Annotated in this window: 22 protein-coding genes; 14 read left to right on the top strand and 8 right to left on the bottom strand. The window is 75.3% G+C overall.

Going from position 1 to position 18109, the window contains the following annotated elements; translation table 11 throughout:
• Positions 1-5 precede the first annotated feature (5 nt).
• Together RM572_RS27275 and RM572_RS27270 are read left to right on the top strand one after the other, a co-directional pair.
• Positions 6-548, top strand: a complete 543-nt coding sequence (locus tag RM572_RS27275) for an Asp23/Gls24 family envelope stress response protein (RefSeq protein ID WP_311676054.1) — start codon at positions 6-8, stop codon at positions 546-548.
• A gap of 122 nt (positions 549-670) precedes the next feature.
• Positions 671-853 (top strand): hypothetical protein, encoded by a 183-nt coding sequence (locus RM572_RS27270; RefSeq protein WP_311676053.1) that lies wholly within the window; start codon positions 671-673, stop codon positions 851-853.
• Positions 854-913: 60 nt separating this feature from the next.
• Here the strand turns inward: RM572_RS27270 and RM572_RS27265 are convergent, their stop codons facing one another.
• On the bottom strand, positions 914-1354 hold the full coding sequence (locus RM572_RS27265; RefSeq protein ID WP_311676052.1) for an ATP-binding protein: 441 nt from the start codon (positions 1352-1354) through the stop codon (positions 914-916).
• 243 nt (positions 1355-1597) lie between these two features.
• Here RM572_RS27265 and RM572_RS27260 point away from each other — a divergent pair, with 243 nt between their 5' ends.
• Entirely contained in the window at positions 1598-1933 is a 336-nt protein-coding gene (locus tag RM572_RS27260) for a YnfA family protein (RefSeq protein WP_311676051.1), read from the top strand.
• Positions 1934-1935: 2 nt separating this feature from the next.
• Here RM572_RS27260 and RM572_RS27255 read toward each other — a convergent pair whose 3' ends face one another.
• From RM572_RS27255 to RM572_RS27245, 3 genes are read right to left on the bottom strand one after another with little or no spacing between them, the layout of a single operon-like run.
• Complete coding sequence (locus RM572_RS27255) at positions 1936-2844, bottom strand: 5-oxoprolinase subunit C family protein (RefSeq protein ID WP_311676050.1); 909 nt, start codon at positions 2842-2844, stop codon at positions 1936-1938.
• A complete protein-coding gene (locus RM572_RS27250; protein WP_394813715.1) occupies positions 2841-3545 on the bottom strand; it encodes a 5-oxoprolinase subunit B family protein in 705 nt (234 codons plus the stop codon). Before RM572_RS27250 ends, RM572_RS27255 begins: the two co-directional genes overlap by 4 nt.
• Positions 3542-4354 carry a LamB/YcsF family protein gene (locus RM572_RS27245; RefSeq protein WP_311676049.1) on the bottom strand — a complete coding sequence of 271 codons (813 nt, stop codon included), beginning with the start codon at positions 4352-4354 and terminating at the stop codon, positions 3542-3544. The genes RM572_RS27250 and RM572_RS27245 overlap by 4 nt, the downstream gene beginning before the upstream one ends.
• A gap of 80 nt (positions 4355-4434) precedes the next feature.
• On the opposite strand from RM572_RS27245, the gene RM572_RS27240 reads away from it, so the two are divergent.
• From RM572_RS27240 to RM572_RS27200, 9 genes are all read left to right on the top strand, one after another.
• Positions 4435-5160 carry a GntR family transcriptional regulator gene (locus RM572_RS27240; protein ID WP_311676048.1) on the top strand — a complete coding sequence of 242 codons (726 nt, stop codon included), beginning with the start codon at positions 4435-4437 and terminating at the stop codon, positions 5158-5160.
• Positions 5161-5360: 200 nt separating this feature from the next.
• Positions 5361-6098: a DUF969 domain-containing protein gene (locus RM572_RS27235; protein ID WP_311676047.1), complete on the top strand. Its 738-nt coding sequence runs from the start codon at positions 5361-5363 to the stop codon at positions 6096-6098.
• Entirely contained in the window at positions 6095-7063 is a 969-nt protein-coding gene (locus RM572_RS27230; protein ID WP_311676046.1) for a DUF979 domain-containing protein, read from the top strand. Before RM572_RS27235 ends, RM572_RS27230 begins: the two co-directional genes overlap by 4 nt.
• Positions 7064-7124: 61 nt before the next feature.
• A complete protein-coding gene (gene pcp, locus RM572_RS27225) occupies positions 7125-7787 on the top strand; it encodes a pyroglutamyl-peptidase I (protein WP_311676045.1) in 663 nt (220 codons plus the stop codon).
• Complete coding sequence (locus RM572_RS27220) at positions 7784-8818, top strand: DUF2891 domain-containing protein (protein WP_311676044.1); 1035 nt, start codon at positions 7784-7786, stop codon at positions 8816-8818. Before pcp ends, RM572_RS27220 begins: the two co-directional genes overlap by 4 nt.
• 99 nt (positions 8819-8917) lie before the next feature.
• Positions 8918-10003, top strand: a complete 1086-nt coding sequence (locus RM572_RS27215) for an S-(hydroxymethyl)mycothiol dehydrogenase (RefSeq protein WP_311676043.1) — start codon at positions 8918-8920, stop codon at positions 10001-10003.
• Complete coding sequence (locus RM572_RS27210; protein WP_210732813.1) at positions 10000-10623, top strand: MBL fold metallo-hydrolase; 624 nt, start codon at positions 10000-10002, stop codon at positions 10621-10623. Before RM572_RS27215 ends, RM572_RS27210 begins: the two co-directional genes overlap by 4 nt.
• A 373-nt stretch (positions 10624-10996) precedes the next feature.
• Positions 10997-11788 (top strand): ABC transporter ATP-binding protein, encoded by a 792-nt coding sequence (locus RM572_RS27205; RefSeq protein ID WP_311676042.1) that lies wholly within the window; start codon positions 10997-10999, stop codon positions 11786-11788.
• Entirely contained in the window at positions 11769-13388 is a 1620-nt protein-coding gene (locus RM572_RS27200) for a DUF6297 family protein (RefSeq protein WP_311676041.1), read from the top strand. The genes RM572_RS27205 and RM572_RS27200 overlap by 20 nt, the downstream gene beginning before the upstream one ends.
• Positions 13389-13438: 50 nt before the next feature.
• Here RM572_RS27200 and RM572_RS27195 read toward each other — a convergent pair whose 3' ends face one another.
• Entirely contained in the window at positions 13439-14689 is a 1251-nt protein-coding gene (locus RM572_RS27195) for a calcium-binding protein (RefSeq protein ID WP_311676040.1), read from the bottom strand.
• A gap of 236 nt (positions 14690-14925) precedes the next feature.
• On the opposite strand from RM572_RS27195, the gene RM572_RS27190 reads away from it, so the two are divergent.
• On the top strand, positions 14926-15453 hold the full coding sequence (locus RM572_RS27190; protein ID WP_311676039.1) for a hypothetical protein: 528 nt from the start codon (positions 14926-14928) through the stop codon (positions 15451-15453).
• A gap of 21 nt (positions 15454-15474) precedes the next feature.
• Here RM572_RS27190 and sigK read toward each other — a convergent pair whose 3' ends face one another.
• Positions 15475-16074 (bottom strand): ECF RNA polymerase sigma factor SigK, encoded by a 600-nt coding sequence (gene sigK, locus RM572_RS27185; protein WP_311676038.1) that lies wholly within the window; start codon positions 16072-16074, stop codon positions 15475-15477.
• A gap of 302 nt (positions 16075-16376) precedes the next feature.
• Here sigK and RM572_RS27180 point away from each other — a divergent pair, with 302 nt between their 5' ends.
• Positions 16377-16607 carry a hypothetical protein gene (locus RM572_RS27180; RefSeq protein WP_158687399.1) on the top strand — a complete coding sequence of 77 codons (231 nt, stop codon included), beginning with the start codon at positions 16377-16379 and terminating at the stop codon, positions 16605-16607.
• A gap of 108 nt (positions 16608-16715) precedes the next feature.
• Here RM572_RS27180 and RM572_RS27175 read toward each other — a convergent pair whose 3' ends face one another.
• The gene (locus RM572_RS27175; RefSeq protein WP_311676037.1) at positions 16716-17009 is read right to left on the bottom strand and encodes a hypothetical protein; all 294 of its coding nucleotides are present in this window, start codon (positions 17007-17009) and stop codon (positions 16716-16718) included.
• 95 nt (positions 17010-17104) lie between these two features.
• Positions 17105-18061 (bottom strand): alpha/beta hydrolase, encoded by a 957-nt coding sequence (locus tag RM572_RS27170; RefSeq protein ID WP_311676063.1) that lies wholly within the window; start codon positions 18059-18061, stop codon positions 17105-17107.
• Positions 18062-18109: the final 48 nt, after the last annotated feature.

Raw genomic sequence — 18109 nt, 5'->3', positions numbered from 1 at the left:
TTCCCATGACGACGAAGACGCATCCCGGGGCCACCGCGGCCGGCGACGACACCCAGGCGCGCGGCGGCGACCGCGACCGCGTCGCGGCCTCCGCCGGCTCCCCGGGCGGTTCCACGACCACTGTCGGCGCGGGCCCCGTCGGCCCGGACGAGCCGGCGGGAACCCGCGGCCGCACCTCCGTCGCGGACGTCGTGGTCGTCAAGATCGCCGGAATGGCCGCGCGCGAGGTCCCGGGCGTGTACGACATGGGCGGCGGCCTGTCCCGCACCCTCGGCGCGGTACGCGACCGCGTTCCGGGCGGCCGGCCCAACGTGGGCCGCGGCGTGAAGGTCGAGGTCGGCGAACGGCAGACCGCACTGGACCTGGACCTGGTCGTCGAGTACGGCGTGCCCATCCGCGACGTCGCCCGCGACGTGCGGGAGAACGTCATCACCGCCGTCGAGCGGATGACCGGACTCGAGGTCGTCGAGGTCAACATCGCGATCGGCGACGTCCACCTGCCCGACGAGGAGGACGAGGAGGCACCGGCCGATTCGCGCGTGGCGTGATCCGGCGCCCGCCCGACGACCCGCGTGCGCGCGGGGGCGCCCGGGCGGGCCTGGGCTGGTGCCCGTGAGGCACGCGGGTCGATGACTCCAGAGCAGCCGATGACGGCAGAGAAGGGGAGAGCATGAGCAGGGCATGCCTGGGCCTGCTGGTGGGCATGGCGCTCGGGTTCGCCGGCTGGTTCGGTGGATTCGGCGCGTTCCTGCTGGTGGCCGCGCTGGGGGCGGTGGGGTTCCTCGCCGGACGGGCCATCGAGGGCCGGCTGGACTTCGGTGACGTCCTCGACCTCCGGAGCAGGCGACGGTGAGCGCCCCGACCACCATGGCGGCACGTGCTCGTCCCGTCCTCCGCACCGGCGGTGACCGGGCTACACGGTGCCGGTGCCGGTTCCGGTGCCGGTGCTGAGGACGGCGCGGACGGTCTTGCCGCCCCGGGGGTGGTCGGTGACGTCCAGCCGTCGCGTCAGGCGGCTGACCAGCGCGATGCCGCGGCCGCTCTCGCCGTCCGGGCCGGTGGCCCGCAGCACGGGGTGACCGGTGCTGTCGTCGTGCACCTCGATGGTGAGCGAGCGCGGGGCCGTGCTCAGGCGGAGCCGGCACCGGCTGTGGCCGTGCCGGGTGGCGTTGGTGACGAGTTCGGACACCACCAGCGTGGCCTCGTCCATGTGCAGCGCGGCCTCCGGGGGCGTGCGCGATCCGCTGAGGAATCCGGCGGTGAGGCGTCGGGCCCAGCGGGCGGACGCGTCCTCCCGAGGCAGTGTGTACTCGACGCGTGCGCTGCGCCTCGTGCGGCGCGTGCTCGCGCGCATGTTCTTCACTCCCCCTCCGTGAGGGTCACGTGCGGTGGCGGTCCGGCGACGTCGCCGGCCTCGGGCCTTCGCATGCACACGACTGATGCCCGCTGACGCGTCCCGCAATCGTCCCGCACCGCACGTCGTGGGGCCGTACACGGGAACTTCACGACTTCTGACGAAACATCCGCTACGCCCGCTTCCGCGGACGGGACGTGCCACCCGGCTCAACCCGGTACGGCGGTACGGGAGGATCGGGCCATGACCGTGACTCGTTCCGTCGCCCTGTTCCTCCTCGCCGCGCTGCTGGAGATCGGCGGCGCCTGGCTGATCTGGCAGGGCGTGCGGGAGCACCGCGGGCCGGCCTGGATCGGCGCGGGCGTCGTCGCGCTCGGGCTCTACGGTTTCGTCGCCACGCTCCAGCCGGACGCCCACTTCGGCCGCATCCTCGCCGCGTACGGCGGCGTGTTCGTCGCCGGGTCGCTGGCCTGGGGCATGGTGCTGGACGGCTACCGGCCGGACCGCTACGACGTGCTCGGCGCGCTGATCTGCCTCGCGGGAGTGGCCGTCATCATGTACGCCCCGCGCGGCGGGTGACGTCAGCGGGCCCGGCCCGCCGCGGTGAAGCGCACGGGCGTCCCGGGGGTGGCCTGGGCAGCCGCTGCGAGGGCTTCCTCGGGGACGACGCCGACGACCGGGTAGCCGCCGGTCACCGGATGGTCGGCGAGGAACACCACCGGGCGCCCCTCCGGCGGCACCTGGACCGCGCCCAGCACCATGCCCTCGCTGGGGAGTTCACCGTCGCGGGCGCGTTCCAGACGCGGTCCGTCCAGACGCAGGCCGATGCGGTTGCCGTCCGCGGTGACGCGGTAGACGGAGCCGGTCAGAGTGTCCAGCGCCGCGGTGGTGAACCAGTCGTCGCGCGGTCCGGGGATCAGCGGCAGCACGAGTTCCCCCGGGGGCGCCTGCCACGGTGCGGCGTCCGGCACGGCGGGCGGTGACTCGCCGGGTGCGCCGGGGCCCACGGGGGTGAGGGGGAGGCGGTCGCCGTCGGCGAGCGGGTCCGGTCCGAGGCCGGAGAGCAGGTCGGTGGCCCGGCTGCCCAGCACGGGTTCGGCGGCCACCCCACCGGCGAACGCCACGTAGGAGCGCACCCCGCGGGCGGCGGGCCCGACGTCCAGCAGCGCGCCGGCCGGCAGCCGCAGCGGCGTGCCCCAGGGCGCGGGGCGGCCGTCGACGGTGACGGGGCAGGGGGCGCCGGTCACCACGACGCGGGCGGGGGTGTGCGCACGCAGCGCGCAGCCGCTGAGCGTGGTCTCCAGGGTGGCGGCGTCGGCGGGGTTGCCGAGCAGGCGGTTGGCGAGCCGGTGCGCGGGCTCGTCCAGCGCGCCGGAACGGGGCACGCCCAGGTGGGCGTGCCCGGGGCGGCCGAGGTCCTGCACGGTGGTGAGCGCGCCGGCCCGCACGACCTCCACCTCCGGTGCCGTACCGGGCTCGGAGCCGGTCACGAGGGGTCCTCGGCCGTGTCGTCGCCGGGCCCGTCCACGGCGTTCCCCACGGGCTCGAAGCGGACGCGGGTGCCGGGTTCGAGGAGGGCGGCCGGGGTGCGGCCGGTGTCCCACAGCACGGTGTCCACGGCCGTGCCGACGAGCTGCCAGCCGCCGGGCGAGGAGCGCGGGTAGATCCCGGTGTACGGCCCGGCCAGCCCGACCGCCCCGGCGGGCACCCGGGTGCGCGGCTCGGAGCGGCGCGGCACGTGGTGCTCCTCGTCGAGGCCGGTGAGGTAGCCGAAGCCGGGGGCGAACCCGCAGAAGGCGACCCGGTACTCGGCCGCGGCGTGGACGCGGACGGCCTGCTCCACGCTCACACCCCACAGGGCGGCGACGTCCGCGAGGTCGGGGCCGTCGTAGCGCACCGGGATGCGAACCGCCGGCCGGTCCTCGCGGTGCAGGGGCGGCACCTCCCAGTGGGGCAGGTCGGCGGCGAGCCGCGCGGGGTCGGCGAGGCCGTCGAGGAGGACGGTGCGGGCGCCGGGCACGATCTCCCGCACCGGTGGCAGGCGGTCGTCCGCGCGGCGCCGCAGCAGTTCGGCGTGCAGCGCCTCGGCGGCCTCGCCGGTGGGCAGCTCGACCAGCAGGCCGTGCCGGCCCACGGTCCGTACGACGGGCGGCATGGCGGGCGGAGCCGACGGGGGCGCTGCGCCGGTCATGCGAAGGCCCGGACGGTGACGCCGGCGTCGGCGAGCGCCTCCCGGACGCGCCGGGCGAGCCGGGCAGCGCCCGGGGTGTCGCCGTGCACACACAGCGAGTCGGCGCGCAGCCGCAGCAGGGTGCCGTCCGCGGCGGTCAGTTCGCCGTCCCGGGCGAGCGCGACGGCGCGGCGCACGACCTGTTCGGGGTCGTGGACCAGGGCGCCCGGCTCGGTGCGCGGCACCAGGGTGCCGTCGGGTCGGTAGCCGCGGTCGGCGAAGGCCTCGGCGACGACGGGCAGCCCGGCCTCCGACGCGGCGGCGTGCAGGGCGGAGCCGGGCAGGCCGAGAACGGGCAGGCCGCGTGCCGGGGACCCGGCCGTGGCCGAGGTCGGGGCCGCGCGGGCCAGCCGTACGCCCTCGACCACGGCGGCGGCCTGCCCGGTGTCGCGGACGCACCGGTTGTAGAGGGCGCCGTGCGGTTTGACGTAGGCGACGCGGGTGCCGGCGGCGCGGGCGAACAGGTCGAGGGCGCCGATCTGGTACGCCACCTCGGCGGCGAGCTCCTGGGCGGGCACGTCCATGGCGCGGCGGCCGAATCCGGCGAGGTCGCGGTAGGAGACCTGGGCGCCGACGGTCACGCCGCGCGCGGCCGCCGACTCGCACACCCGGCGCATGGTGAGCGGGTCCCCGGCGTGGAAGCCGCAGGCGACGTTCGCGCTGGTCACACAGGTGAGCAGCGCGTCGTCGTCGGTGAGCTCCCAGCGGCCGAAGCCCTCGCCGAGGTCCGCGTTGAGGTCGATGGTCATCGTCCTGTTCGTCCCGTCCATCGCCGCCAAGCTAAGCGATTGTTCAACGATCCGGCAAGAGGTGTGTTGTCACGTTCCGCGTTTCGGGTTTGACTGGGTGCATGACCGCCGAATCCCCCGTGGCGTCCGGTGCCGACCTGGACCTGTCGGAACTCGCCGCCGATCGCGCCCTGCTGGGGCGCACCAGCACCGCGGAGCGGGTTGCGGCCATCCTGCGCGAGCGTATCGCCCAGGGGCTGTTCCGGCCGGGCGTCCGGCTCTCCGAGGAGCGGATCGGTGGTGCGCTCGGCGTCTCCCGGAACACGCTGCGTGAGGCGTTCCGTCTGCTCACGCACGAGCGGCTGCTCGTGCACCGGCTGAACCGCGGCACCTTCGTGCGCGTGCTCGAGGCGGCGGACATCGTCGACATCTACCGGGTGCGCCGGCTCGTGGAGTGCGCCGCGGTGCGCGGACTGGAAGAGCCCCCGTTCCCGCTGGAAGGGCTGCGAGCGGCGCTGCGCGAGGGCGAGGAGTCCGCCGAGCGGGGGGACTGGGCGGGCTGCGCCACCGCCAACATCCACTTCCACCAGGCCGTCGCGGGGCTCGCGCAGAGCGTGCGCACCGACGACCTGATGCGCGGCGTGCTGGCCGAACTCCGCCTGGCGTTCCACGTGATGGGCGACCCGCGGCGTTTCCACGAGCCGTATCTGACGCGCAACCGCGAACTCCTCGGGATGCTGGAGAAGGGGGACGCGGCGGGTGCGGAGCGCATGCTCGGCTTCTACCTGGAGGACTCCCGGCGGCAGTTGATCGAGGCGTACGCCGAGTCGGCCGTCCCCGGAGTCTGAGCTCTCCGCCTTCGCGAGCTCCCTCGTCCCCGGCCCGTCCCCGCGGCCCCCTTTCACGGCCTCCTCTTTCTTCGCCGACCCTTCACTCCAGAGGTGTCGTTCCTCCTCTTGTCGGATCGTTGAACGATCCTCTAGCCTTCCCGGAATTCGCTTCACGCGACCGCTGAGGCGTGTACCGAGTCAGGAAGGGCCGACGGCGCATGATCGTTCTGCTCGGCGTCCTCGTGGTGATCCTCGGGTTCGCCACGCGGCGCAACCCCCTGCTGGTGGTCGGGGTGGCGGGGATCGTCACCGGGCTGCTGGGCGGGCTCTCCCCTCTCGGCATCCTCGACGCCTTCGGCGAGGGGTTCGCCTCCAGCCGCGCGGTGACGATCTTCGCCGTCACCCTGCCCGTCATCGGCCTGCTGGAGCGCTACGGACTCCAGCAGCAGGCCCGCACCCTCATCGGGAAACTCGCCCGGCTCACCACCGGCCGCTTCCTGACCCTCTACCTGTTCGTCCGGCAGCTCACCGCCGCCGTCGGCCTCCAGACCATCGGCGGCCCCGCGCAGAGCGTGCGGCCGATGATCGCCCCGATGGCCGAGGCGGCGGCCGAGCGGCGCAACGGCGGCCGCCCACTGCCCGCACGCGTCCGGGAGAAGGTCCGTTCGCACGCCGCCGCGTCCGACACCGTCGGCCTCTTCTTCGGCGAGGACTGCTTCCTCGCCATCGGCTCGATCCTGCTCATCACCGGCTTCGTGAACAGCGCCTACGGCACTCACCTGGAGCCGCTGTCACTGGCGCTGTGGGCCATTCCCACCGCCGTCTGCGCCTTCTTCGTGCACGGCTTCCGGCTGCTGCGCCTCGACGGCCGGCTCGACGCCGAACTGGCTGCCGCCGGCACCGCCGTTCCCGGCCCCCGGGCGGAGACCTCCGGACACGAGGAGAACGCCAAGTGATCAAGTCCGAGTGGTTCTACTGGCTGGTGGGCGCCGCGTTCCTGGGCATGGCCGTCCAGATGGCGTTCGACCGCAGCAACCCCAAACGGCTGGGCACAGCGGCCTTCTGGGGGCTCATCGGGATCGCGTTCGTCTACAGCACCTGGGTCGAGGACGGCTCCGCGCCCGCCGCGCCGCTGGGCGTCGCGGTCCTCGTCATGATCGTTCTGGGCGGCCTGGGCTTCACCGGGCGCGGGGTGCCCGACACCACCGACGAGAAGCAGCGCGTCGCCCTCGCCGCCCGCTTCCGCAACAAGCTGTTCGTCCCCGCGCTCACCATCCCGCTCGTCGCCGTCCTCTGCGCGGTGCTCGTCTCGGAGTGGAGCATCGGCGGCACCCCGGTCCTGGAGGAGAACAGCGAGACCATCCTCGGCCTCGGCATCGGCGCGATCGTCGCCCTCGGGGTGGGCATGTGGATCCTGCGCGAACGCCGCCCCTCCGTCCCCGTGCACGCCGGCCGCGGTCTGCTGGAGGCCATGGGCTGGGCGTTGCTGCTGCCGCAGCTGCTGGCCGTCCTCGGCTCGATCTTCTCCACGGCCGGCGTCGGCGACCAGGTCCGCCGCATCACCGAAGCGGTGCTGCCGGAAGGGCAGTTGCTCGCAGCCGTCGCGCTGTACTGCGTCGGCATGGCCGCGTTCACCGTCATCATGGGCAACGCCTTCGCCGCCTTCCCGGTCATGACCGCGGCCGTCGGCTGGCCGGTGCTCATCGAGCAGATGAACGGCAACCCGGCCGCCGTGCTCGCCGTCGGCATGCTGGCCGGCTTCTGCGGCACGCTCGTCACCCCGATGGCCGCCAACTTCAACCTCGTCCCGGCCGCGCTGCTCGAACTCGAGGACCAGTACGGGCCGATCAAGGCACAGGCGCCGACGGCCGCCGTGATGCTCTGCTGCAACATCGCGATCATCTACCTCTTCGCCTTCTGACCAGCCGCCCGCCCGCCGTCACGACCCGCCCGCCACCGCCGTCACCCAGGAAGGTTCGCGCATGAGCACCCCGGACGGACCGGCACGCGTCCTCGTCACCGGCTTCGAACCGTTCGGCGGCGAGCGCACCAATCCCTCCTGGGAGGCGGTGCGTCTCCTCGACGCCGCACCGCCTCCCGGCACGCGGCTCGTCACCGCACGGCTGAGCTGCGTGTTCGGCACGGCCCTGGCCGAACGCCGCGAGGCGATCGTCCGCAGCGACCCGGACCTGGTGCTGTGCGTCGGCCAGGCCGGCGGCCGCCCCGACCTGACCGTCGAGCGCGTCGCCGTCAACGTCGACGACGCCCGCATCCCCGACAACGCCGGCCGGCAGCCCCTCGACGAACCCGTGGTGGCCGGCGGGCCCGCCGCCTACTTCGCCGCGCTGCCCGTCAAGGCGTGCGTCGCCGCCGCCCGCGCGGCGGGCGTCCCGGCGTCCGTCTCCCAGACCGCCGGCACCTTCGTGTGCAACCACGTCTTCTACGGGCTGTCCCACCTCATCGCCACCGAACGCCCCGCCCTGCGCGGCGGCTTCGTCCACGTCCCGTACGCCCCGCACCAGGTGGCCGCCGTGGGTGCGCCCTCGATGGCGCCCCGCGACATGGCCACCGGCCTCGCGGCGATCCTCACCGCCGCGCTCGGCACCACCACGGACCTCCACACCGTCGAAGGGGCGACGCATTGAGCACCGCACCGGGCCGCCCCCCGTCCGGCCGTCCGCACCTGGCCGCGTACGCCGCCGCGTTCGCCCGTACGGCGCTGGCCAACATCACCCGCGAGTACCCCAACGCGCCCGCACACCTCCTCGCCGGGCCGCACGAACTCGTCCCGCCGCGCGACCTCCACCCCGCCTTCCACGGCGCCTACGACTGGCACTCCGCCGTCCACATGCACTGGCTGCTGGTCCGCCTCCTGCGCCACCACCCCGACCGCATCCCGGCCGGTGCCGTCACGGCCGCGCTCGACGCCCACCTCACCCCCGCCGCGCTGGACGCCGAGGCCGCCTACCTGCGCGCCCACCCCTCGTTCGAACGCCCCTACGGCTGGGCCTGGCTGTTGCTGCTCACCGCCGAGTGCGCCGCCCTGCGCACCCCGGACGGCGCGCGCTGGGCGTCCGCCCTGACCCCCGCCGCCCGCACCGTCGCCGGCCTGTTCCTGGACTGGCTGCCCAGGGCCACCTATCCCGTCCGTCACGGCACCCACGCCAACAGCGCCTTCGCGCTCGGCCTGGTCCTCGACAGCGCAGCGGCCGCCGGTGTCGCCGAACTCGCCGCACCCGTCGGCGCCCGTCTCCACACCTGGTTCGCCGACGACCACGACGCCGCGCTGCGCTGGGAGCCCTCCGGCCAGGACTTCCTCTCCCCGCTGCTCGCCGAGGCCGACGTGATGCGCCGCGTTCTGCAGCCTCCGCGGTTCGCCACCTGGCTCACCGCCTTCCTGCCCGAACTCTCCTCCGGCCGGCCGGAGGAACTGCCGCCGCCCGAGGTCTCCGACCCCGCCGACCCGCAGATCGGCCACCTGCTCGGCCTCTGCCTGCATCGTGCGGCCGCCCTGCAGGCCGTCGCCGCCGCCCTCCCGCCCGGCGACCCGCGCCGCGCGGCACTGGACGCCGCCGCCGACGCCCACCTGCACGTCGCGCTCCCCGCCACGGACGGGGACGACTTCACTCTCGGCCACTGGCTGGCCACCTTCGCCGCTCTCGCCCTCGGCCGTTGAGAAGGCCGTGTGTCTCCCGCGTCGGGAGGGGTGAGTGCGGGGAGGATGGGCACGCGCACCCGTGGGACGACACCAGCGGCGAACGACAGGAGCAGCCGGATGCAACAGGTACGTGCCGTCGTGGCGAGGGAGAAGGACGCACCCGTCACCGTGGAGACGATCACCGTCCCCGACCCCGGCCCCGGCGAGGCCCTGGTACGGGTCCAGGCCTGCGGCGTCTGCCACACCGACCTGCACTACCGGCAGGGCGGCATCAACGACGACTTCCCGTTCCTCCTCGGCCACGAGGCGGCCGGCGTGGTCGAGGCCGTCGGCGACGGAGTCGAGGGCCTCGCACCCGGCGACTTCGTCGTCCTCAACTGGCGTGCGGTGTGCGGGCAGTGCCGCGCCTGCCTGCGCGGGCAGCCCTGGTACTGCTTCGCCACCCACAACGCCGCGCAGCCGATGACCCTCGCCGACGGCACACCCCTGAGCCCCGCGCTCGGTATCGGCGCCTTCGCGGAGAAGACCCTCGTGCACGCCGGCCAGTGCACCAAGGTCGATCCCGACGCCTCCCCGGCCGCCGTCGGTCTTCTCGGCTGCGGCGTCATGGCGGGCATCGGCGCCGCCCTCAACACCGGCCGGGTCGGCCGCGGCATGAACGTCGCCGTCATCGGCTGCGGCGGAGTCGGCAGCGCCGCCGTCGCCGGCTCCCGCCTGGCTGGCGCCTCCCGCGTCATCGCCGTCGACGTCGACGACCGCAAACTGGAGTGGGCGAAGGGCCTCGGCGCCACGCACACCGTCAACGGCGCGCAGACCGACGCCGTCGAGGCGATCCGCGAACTCACCGGCGGCTTCGGCGCCGACGTCGTCATCGAGGCCGTCGGCCGCCCCGAGACCTACCGACAAGCCTTCTACGCCCGCGACCTCGCCGGCACCGTCGTCCTCGTCGGCGTGCCCACCCCCGACATGTCCTTCCCCGACATCCCGCTGCTGGACGTCTTCGGACGCGGCGGCTCGCTCAAGTCCAGCTGGTACGGCGACTGCCTGCCGTCGCGCGACTTCCCGCTGCTGGTCGACCTCTACCGGCAGGGCCGACTCGACCTCGACGCGTTCGTCTCCGAACGCATCGCCCTGGACGACGTCGAGGCCGCCTTCGACCGCATGCACCGTGGCGACGTCCTCCGCTCGGTGGTGATCCTGTGACCACCCCCTCCGCCTCGCTGCGCGTCGACCACGCCGTCACCTCCGGCACGTTCAGCCTCGACGGCGAGACCCACGACGTCGACAACAACGTGTGGATCGTCGGCGACGACCGCGAGTGCGTCGTCATCGACGCCCCGCACGACACCGACCGCATCCTGCAGGCCGTCGCCGGGCGGCACGTCAAGGCGATCCTGTGCACCCACGCCCACGACGACCACGTCCGCGTCGCGCCCCGGCTGCGCGCCGCCACCGGGGCGCCGGTCCTCCTGCACCCCGACGACCGTCCGCTGTGGGAACTCACCCACCCCGACGACCACTGGGACGCCGACCTCGCCGACGGGCAGCGCCTCGACGTCGCGGGCACCGAACTGCTCGTCCTGCACACCCCGGGCCACGCCCCCGGGGCCGTCTGCTTCCACGCCCCCGCCCTGGGCGCCGTCTTCACCGGCGACACCCTCTTCCAGGGCGGCCCCGGCGCCACCGGCCGCTCCTACAGCGACCACGACGTCATCGTCGCCTCCATCCGCGCCCGCCTCCTCACCCTCCCGCCCGACACCACCGTCCACACCGGCCACGGCCCCGACACCACCATCGCCGCCGAGACCGCCGCCCTCGGCTGACACGCCCACCGGGGCCGACCGAATGTCCCGACGTCTTCCCCGCCCCGCTCCTGCGCCGCCACGTGATACCGCAGCGCGGCCACGCCTGGCCCGTCGCCGCCCGTCTGGCCGGGCCTGACCGCGGAGTTCCGCCGGGGCCGCGACCCGTGGGACGCCCCACGCCCCGGGTGGCGCTACGCCGAGCGGGACGCCGAACGCGCGTGGACGCTGCCGCCCGAGGAGGCCCTGGACGCGGGCGTTCCGCTCGCCACGGTCCTGCGTGCGGCGGTGTACGAGCCACTGGACGCCACCCTGCGCGACGCCGGCCGACCCGCCAACCGCCTGGTCGCCGACTGAACACCGCGTCCGCCGCGTGCCGGTAGCCTCGGCACGTGTGACCCGAGGACCCCACACACCGGACGAACCGCTGCTGCGGATGCGGGACGTCGGCCACCGGTACGGCGAGCACGAGGTGCTGCGGGACGTCGGTCTCGACCTGCGTCCCGGCGAGTGCGTCGCCCTGCTCGGCGACAACGGGTCCGGCAAGTCGACCCTGCTCCGGCTGGCCTGCGGCCGCGAGCACCCCACCTCCGGCCAGGTCCGGTTCGCCGGACGCGCCGTGACCGAGGACGACCCGTCGGTCCGCCGTGACGTCGCCACCGTGATGGACGCCCGAGCGTTCTACCCCGACCTGACCGTCCGGGAGCACCTGATGCTGGTCGCCCTCGCCCACGGCGGAGGCCGCGCGGCGGAGGCCGACGTGGAGCGGGTGCTCGTGGAGCACGGACTGGCCGCGCTCCACGACCGTCTTCCGTCGTCGCTCTCCTCCGGGCAGGCCCAGGGCCTCCTGCTGGCCGCCGCGTTCGTCCGGCCGCACCGGCTGCTCGTCCTCGACGAGCCCGAACAGCGGCTGGACGCCGGCGCCCGCGCACGCCTGACGGACCGCCTCGCCGCCCACACGGCGGCGGGTGCGGCCGTACTGCTGGCGACGCACCACCGGCCGCTCGCGGAGGCCCTCGCCGAGCGCACCGTCGTCCTCGCGGACGGTCGTCCCGTCGGCGCCGACGGAACCGCGCCCGGGGACCGCCCCGCGCCCGGGGACCGCCCCGCGCCCGGGGACCGCCCCGTTCCCGGGGTCCGCCCCGACGCCGACACGGAGAGCGCCGATGCACGCGGCGACCGCTGAGGAGACGCCGCGCGGCGCCGGTGGCCGACCCGTCGAGGCGACGGCCTACCTGCGACGGCTGCGCGCCCCGGGCCGGGCCCGCCGTCGCCGCGACACGCTGCTCCTCGTCTACGGGTGCGCGCTCGTGGCGGCGGTCTGGATCGTGCCGTACCTGGTGCGCGGGGCACAGGAGGCGCAGACGGGACGGCTGCGGGCGGCGGCGGACGACGTGCTGCCCGGGCTGCTCCCGGTCTCCGCCGCCGCCGTCTGCCTGCTCGTCGTGGTCCTCGCGGCCGCGAACGCCCGGTGGCGCGGGCCGGTACGCCTCGACCCGCCGACCGTCGACTGGCTGCTGGCCGCGCCCGTGCCGCGCGCGGCGCTGCTCCGCCCCCGCTTCCGTGCCGCCGCCGCGCGCGCCGCGACGCTCGGCGCGGTGACCGGCGGCATGGCCGGCTTCGCGCTGACCGCCCTCACCCCGGGCCGCGGGCCCGCTCTCGTCGCGGCGGGGGCCCTGGCGGGGCTGCTCACCGCCGCGTCCGGGGTGGCGGCCGGGCTGCTGGTGGAGCGCTACGACGACGTGCCCGCCGTCACGCGCGGGCTGCGTCGCGCGGTCCGCGGGGCCGTGACGGCGAGCTGTGCGGCCCTCGCACTCGCCGCGGCGCACGGGCTGCCGGCCGGCGTGGTGCTCTGGTCCGGACCGTGGGGCTGGGCCGTACAGCCGTTGGCTGCGGCAGCGGGCACGCCGGGCACCTGGTGGTGGCCGGCGGGCACCGGAGCCGCGGTGGGTGCGACCGCGCTCCTGCTGGCACGGGCCGACCGCGCGGCGGCCCGCGTTCCCGCCCGTGCGCTGCGGCGCCGGGCGGCCGCCGGCGTCCGGGTGGCCGCGTCGCTCGCCTCGCTCGACCTCCGGCAGGCCCGCGCGACCGTGACCGCCACGGCCGGGCTCCGCACCACCGCCGCACGCCCCCGGTTCCGGATCCCCCCGCCCCGGACCGCCGTCCTCGTGGTGCCCTGGCGCGACCTCACCGGCCTGCTGCGCGCCCCCCGGCACCCGGTGGCGGCGGCCCTGTGGTCCGGCGTCGCGCTCGCCGCGAGCTGCGCCGCACCGACCCCGGCGGTCGCCGCCTGCACGCTCGGCGCCGCCTACCTCGCCGCCGCCCGCCTCGCCGAACCGGCGCGGGTGGAGCACGACGACCCGCGCCGCCGGGCCAACCTGCCGCATCCCGCCGGCCGGCTCGCGCTCGCCCACGCCGTGGTTCCCGCCGCCGCGCTGCTCACCCTTCTGGGGCTCGGCAACGCCGCCCTCGCCGCGGCGGGAGCCTGGACCCCGCTCGCCGCGCAACTTCTCCTCGCCGTCCCGGCGCTGGTCGGTGCGGCACTGGTGAGTGCCTGCCGCGGCCCCGTGCCGACGCGTCTGCTGCTGGGCACCGAGACGCCGTTCGGTAACACCGGTCCGATCCAGGCCGCGCTGTGGTACGTCCGCGGACCGCTCGTCGCCCTGGCGCTGCTCGTTCCCGCATGCGCCGCCGCGCCCGGCCTCGTCCCCACCCTGTGGACGGCGTTCGCGGGCCTCCCGCTGCTCGGCTACGCACAGCGGTCCGCCCGCCGGGCGGGAGCCTGACGGGCGGACCTGAGCGTGGTGCGGGGACCTGAGCGTGGTGCCGGGTGCGCCTACCCCGCCGAGGGGCTGGCGCCGTGCAGGCGGGCGCGATGGGCGGCCTGCGCGGCGCCGACCTCGTCGTCGAGGGTGGCCGCTTCACGCAGCGGGCGCAGCGCGTCCTCGCAGTAGGTGGCGAAGTCCGTCGCCGTCGACGCCGTACGGCCGCAGTCGTCGGAGTCCGCGCCGCCGTCCAGCAGGTTGGCGCCCGGTCCGGCGTCGAGCCGGTCGTTGCCGGCGCCGCCGTACAGGCGGTCCGCGCCGCCTGCCGTCCCGACCGCGCGCACGGCCGTGTTGTCGGCGTTGTCACCGAACAGCGTGTCGTCGCCGGCCCGGCCGAACACCGTGTCGCTGCCCGCGGTCGCCGCCGTGCCGTCGCCGACCGCGCTGTCGCCGACCAGCATCATCTCGGCCGCGCTGCCACCGATCAGCATGTCGTCGCCGGAGCCGACGGCGGTACCGTCGGGCGTGAGGTGGTCGCCGATGGCGAACATGCCGCCGTCCTCGCCGAGGTCCACCACGTCGTGGCCGCCGTAGCCCGTCGCGGAACCGACGAAGGCCACGCTGTCGCCGAACGCCGCCCCCGCGGAGCCTGCGCCCTCCCGCAGCACGTCGCTGCCGGCGCCGTACGCGTCGCCGTCCTCCGCGACGGAGTCGCCGACCAGGACGTCGTCCCCGGCGTCGCCCTCCAGGGTGTCCGCGGCGCCGCCGTTCGCCTGCGTGCCCTTGGCGTCGCCGACCAGGACGTCCGGGCCGGGCCCGCCGGAGAGCCGGTCGGCTCCCGCGCCGGTGGCCCGGCCGTGCGGGGCGTATCCGTCGCCGATGACGTCGTCCGGCCCGGCCCCGCCGTAGAGGCGGTCCGCGCCGCCGCCGCTCGCCGCGGCGCCGAGGCTGAGCGAGTCGCCGACGACGGTGTCGGGCCCGGCGCCGCCATGCACGGTGTCGTTCCCCGGCCCGCCGACGACCACGTCCACGCCGCGCAGGCCGCAGATCAGGTCGTCGCCGCCCAGACCGTCGATCGTGTCGTGCCCCCGGGTGCCGATGATCACGTCGTCGCCGGAGGTCCCGGTCGTGCCGGTCACCGTGGCCGTACGGCCGAAGCACAGCTCCGGCGCCGCCTGCGCGGTGCCGGTGCCGGCACCCCCGAACGTCAGCAGGCTCGCCGCGGTCAGCACGCCGGCCGCGAACGCGGCCCGGCGCCTCCCGCCCCTGCGCGCGTCCCGTGCGCGGGACGGCGCATCGGTCCCGAATCCCGTTGCAGCCATCGGCATCGCCCTCACCCTTCGGCGCGCCCGCCCTTCTGGCGGTCGTACGTCGGGCCGAGTCATTGCCGTCCCGCAGGCGCGGTTCGCGCCGGGAGCGCCGCCCCCATCCGAACGGCGCACCCCCGTCACACCGATGGCCCGGGGCGCGGGCCCGGTCGCCGTCGGGTGCCGTTACGGCCATCGGTGCGACGGGGGTGCCGCAGGGCCGCACGAGCGGCGGCGGGAGAATGCAGGACGTGAACGACACCGTCGCCGTCGCGCTGATCACCTCGGTCTCCACGCTGACCGCCGCCGGGCTGACCGGAGTCGTCTCGGCTCGGGTGACGGGCCGCCAGCTCCGGCACCAGCGGGAACTGGCCCGCGAGGAGCGCGCCGAGCAGCGGGCCGCCGCACACCGCGACCTGTGCCGCGAGGCGTGCGAACGGTTCCTCGCCGAGGCCGACCGCGCCTACCGCACGCTCGACGCCGCCTGGACCGCGGCACCCGGCGCCGCCCCCGACGCGGAGGCGGGTTTCGCCGCCCGCCGGGCGGTGGACGAGGCGTTCGTCCGCCTCCAGGTCGCCGGGCCCGACGCCGTGGCCGCGCGGGGCGCCGAGGTGGTCGCCGCCATCGGCGAGGAGTTCCGCCGTGTCGCGCGCGGGGAACCGTCCGGGCGCACCGACGCGCTCCGCTCCCGTGCCGCCGTCACCGACGCCTTCGCCCGTACGGCCCGCCACGTGCTGGCGCCGGCACCCGGGCACGCGTCGCCGGCCCTGGAGGGCTGACCTCCCCGGCCGAAGTGCCGGTCAGGCCGTGCGGAGGCAGTCCCGCAGCCGGTACAGGCCGTCGCGCATGCGCGACTTGACCGTGCCCAGGGCCAGGCCGAGGCGTTCCGCGACCTCCGGGTAGGTGAAGCCGCCGTAGTAGGCCAGCGTCAGGGATTCGTGCTGGCGGGGCGTGAGCGTCTCCAGGCAGTGCCGCACCTGCGTGTGCTCCTCGCGGCGCTCCACCTCCTCGGCGACCTCGTCGTACGGCACCGCGTAGGCCAGCAGCCCGGCCCGGTGCTCCCGTTCGGCGGCGGCCCGTACCGTCCGCAGGCGGTCCACGGCGCGCCGGTGCGTCAGCGTCAGCACCCACGTCAGCGCGCTGCCCTGCTGGGCGTCGAACCGCGCCGCCGTGCGCCAGACCTCGACCAGGGTGTCCTGGCAGACGTCCTCCGCATGCGCGGCGTCCCTCAGCACCCGGCGGGCCAGCCCGAACACGGGTGCGGCGACGCAGCCGTAGAGGGCGGTGAAGGCGTCCCGGTCCCCGTCGGAGACCCGTGCGAGGAGCGCGTCCAGCTCGGCGCCCAGCGGGGGTCTCGGTGACGAGCCGGGTGTGGGGGCGGCTTGGGTCGGCGCGGGCATGCCTGGCCTCCGGGGAGGTGCGGTGCGGACGTACGGACGGTGCGCCCGCGGGCAGCCTACGGGTTCTCGCACGGTCGTGGTTCCCGTTCCCGGTGTCCCCGAACGGCGGACCGAAACCTGCGGGCCGTACCCGCGGTGGTCGCCGCCCGTGCGGGTGGTGTGCGGGCGGGTGCGCCCGCCTCACCTGCGGCGATGGACAGCACGTCACGCGTGCCACTGAAAGGATGAAAGGGAAATAACCTGACGAAAGGGTAGCGTGCACGGGCACGTAAGTTCCCTTCCCAGACAAGGATTTCCACACGATGCGTACTGCCCTTCGCACCGCCGTGGCCGGCGCCCTGGCCGCACCGCTCCTCGTCGTCGCCGCGTCCGGCGCCGCCACCGCCGACGAGTCCCGCTACTGCAAGGAGAAGACCCGGGCGACCGCCCACGAAGCCATCACCAAGTCCGTCTGCAGCGAGGCCTACACCGACGGCACGCTCGGCTTCGAGGAGGACGGCATCCTCACCGACGTGGTCCAGCGGCTGCTCTGACGCGATGCGCGCGCGTGGGGCCGGAGGCGTTCTCGCGCCTCCGGCCCCACGCGCCTGCGCGGGCAACGTTCCCCGGTGCCGTTCCCCGGCGCGACGCCGGAGGCACGTTCACCCGGAACGGAACGCCGCCTCCATGCGCTCCCGCCAGTCCTCGTCGGCGAAGCCGGTCGCCATCAGAGCGTCCCGGTAGTCGACGTGCGCCAGGTCGACCAGCGCCACCAGCGTGTCCACGTCGCCCGCCGCCTTCAGGACGATCGCGGCCTGCACCCGCCGGGCCTCCAGCGGCCAGGCGTCGCCCCACTCCTCCAGCAGCGCGCACACCCGGGACGCCACCTCCGGCTCGGGGAAGTCCCGCCGAATCCTCCCGGCGACCCGCGCGCCGATCTTCCCGCGCTCCGGCATCCCGCCCACCTCCCCGCACTTCGCCACCCGGCTGGAGCACCAGGGTGCCAGGAGACGGCGCCCGCCGCCGCCGTTCCCGCGTCCGCTCGCGCCGGTTACGCCTTGCGGAGCCGGGCGATGACGCCGTCGAGGTCCCGGCGGAACATGTAGTCGCGGAAGATGTGGCCCCGAGGCTCCTCGTGCCACTCGTGCGGAATCCCGGCCTGCCCGAGCAGGCCACGGAACTCGCGATGCCCGGCGAGGACCTGCGTCTCGTTGACCGTGTCGAACCAGTTGACGGGATCGGGGCTGACCCCGGCGACGAGGAAGACCCGCTTGTTGCGGTAGCTCGGGATGCGCTCGACCGGGTTCTCCGCGCTCACCCGCGCCTCGTCCCACAGCGGGGCGCCGTAGACGGTGCCACCGGCCAGGTCCAGCGCGGCCGAGGACGCGTTGGCCCAGTGGGTGACGAGACCGAAGTCGCGGCGGATGCTGGCCGGACCGGAGTGGGAACTCACCGACGCGAAGTGCCCGTAGTACTTGGCCGCGTACTTCAGCGCGCCGAAGCCGCCCATCGAGAAGCCCGACACGGCACGGCCGTTGTACTCGGCGTAGGTGCGGAAGTTGGCGTCGATCCAGGGGAGCAGCTGCGCGATGTGGAAGGTCTCCCAGTTCCGCGGACCGACGTTGGACGTGACGGGGTTCGAGTACCAGCCGGCGTGCCCGCCGTCGGGCATCACGACGATGATCGGCTTCCCGGCGGTCAGCTGCCGGATGCCCCAGCGGTCGAACGTGATGAAGTCCTGGTCCACGCCGCCACCGTGGAAGAGGTACAGGACCGGGTACCGGCGGCCGCTGGTGTGGTAGCCGTCGGGGAGCAGGACGTTGACGCCCGGGTCCCACCCGATGGCGTCCGTCGCGAACCGGTAGTACCACATGCGGGGGTCGGACTCGTTGTGGTCGACGATGCGCAGGCCGAAGCCGTCGCCGGCCGCCGCGGCCGGCGCAGCCGACGCGAGGACACCCGCGCCACCCAGGGCCGCAGCTGCGGACAGCCCGCCGGCCGCCTTCAGAAGACCTCGACGCGTGGGACGGTGCTCACTCTGTCTCTTTTACACATC

Origin of the sequence: Streptomyces hazeniae, assembly GCF_031845485.1 — a bacterium.
In the GTDB taxonomy this organism is placed as follows: Bacteria; Actinomycetota; Actinomycetes; order Streptomycetales; family Streptomycetaceae; genus Streptomyces; species Streptomyces hazeniae.
This window is presented reverse-complemented; position numbering and strand designations above follow the sequence as displayed.

Coding starts and splice junctions, on each gene's coding strand:
- RM572_RS27260 (WP_311676051.1), top strand. CDS start 1,598: ATGACCGTGACTCGTTCCGTCGCCCTGTTCCTCCTCGCCGCGCTGCTG.
- RM572_RS27245 (WP_311676049.1), bottom strand. CDS start 4,354: ATGGACGGGACGAACAGGACGATGACCATCGACCTCAACGCGGACCTC.
- RM572_RS27240 (WP_311676048.1), top strand. CDS start 4,435: ATGACCGCCGAATCCCCCGTGGCGTCCGGTGCCGACCTGGACCTGTCG.
- sigK (WP_311676038.1), bottom strand. CDS start 16,074: ATGCCCGCGCCGACCCAAGCCGCCCCCACACCCGGCTCGTCACCGAGA.
- RM572_RS27275 (WP_311676054.1), top strand. CDS start 6: ATGACGACGAAGACGCATCCCGGGGCCACCGCGGCCGGCGACGACACC.
- RM572_RS27250 (WP_394813715.1), bottom strand. CDS start 3,545: ATGACCGGCGCAGCGCCCCCGTCGGCTCCGCCCGCCATGCCGCCCGTC.
- RM572_RS27195 (WP_311676040.1), bottom strand. CDS start 14,689: ATGGCTGCAACGGGATTCGGGACCGATGCGCCGTCCCGCGCACGGGAC.
- pcp (WP_311676045.1), top strand. CDS start 7,125: ATGAGCACCCCGGACGGACCGGCACGCGTCCTCGTCACCGGCTTCGAA.
- RM572_RS27175 (WP_311676037.1), bottom strand. CDS start 17,009: ATGCCGGAGCGCGGGAAGATCGGCGCGCGGGTCGCCGGGAGGATTCGG.
- RM572_RS27235 (WP_311676047.1), top strand. CDS start 5,361: ATGATCGTTCTGCTCGGCGTCCTCGTGGTGATCCTCGGGTTCGCCACG.
- RM572_RS27200 (WP_311676041.1), top strand. CDS start 11,769: ATGCACGCGGCGACCGCTGAGGAGACGCCGCGCGGCGCCGGTGGCCGA.
- RM572_RS27270 (WP_311676053.1), top strand. CDS start 671: ATGAGCAGGGCATGCCTGGGCCTGCTGGTGGGCATGGCGCTCGGGTTC.
- RM572_RS27180 (WP_158687399.1), top strand. CDS start 16,377: ATGCGTACTGCCCTTCGCACCGCCGTGGCCGGCGCCCTGGCCGCACCG.
- RM572_RS27215 (WP_311676043.1), top strand. CDS start 8,918: ATGCAACAGGTACGTGCCGTCGTGGCGAGGGAGAAGGACGCACCCGTC.
- RM572_RS27265 (WP_311676052.1), bottom strand. CDS start 1,354: ATGCGCGCGAGCACGCGCCGCACGAGGCGCAGCGCACGCGTCGAGTAC.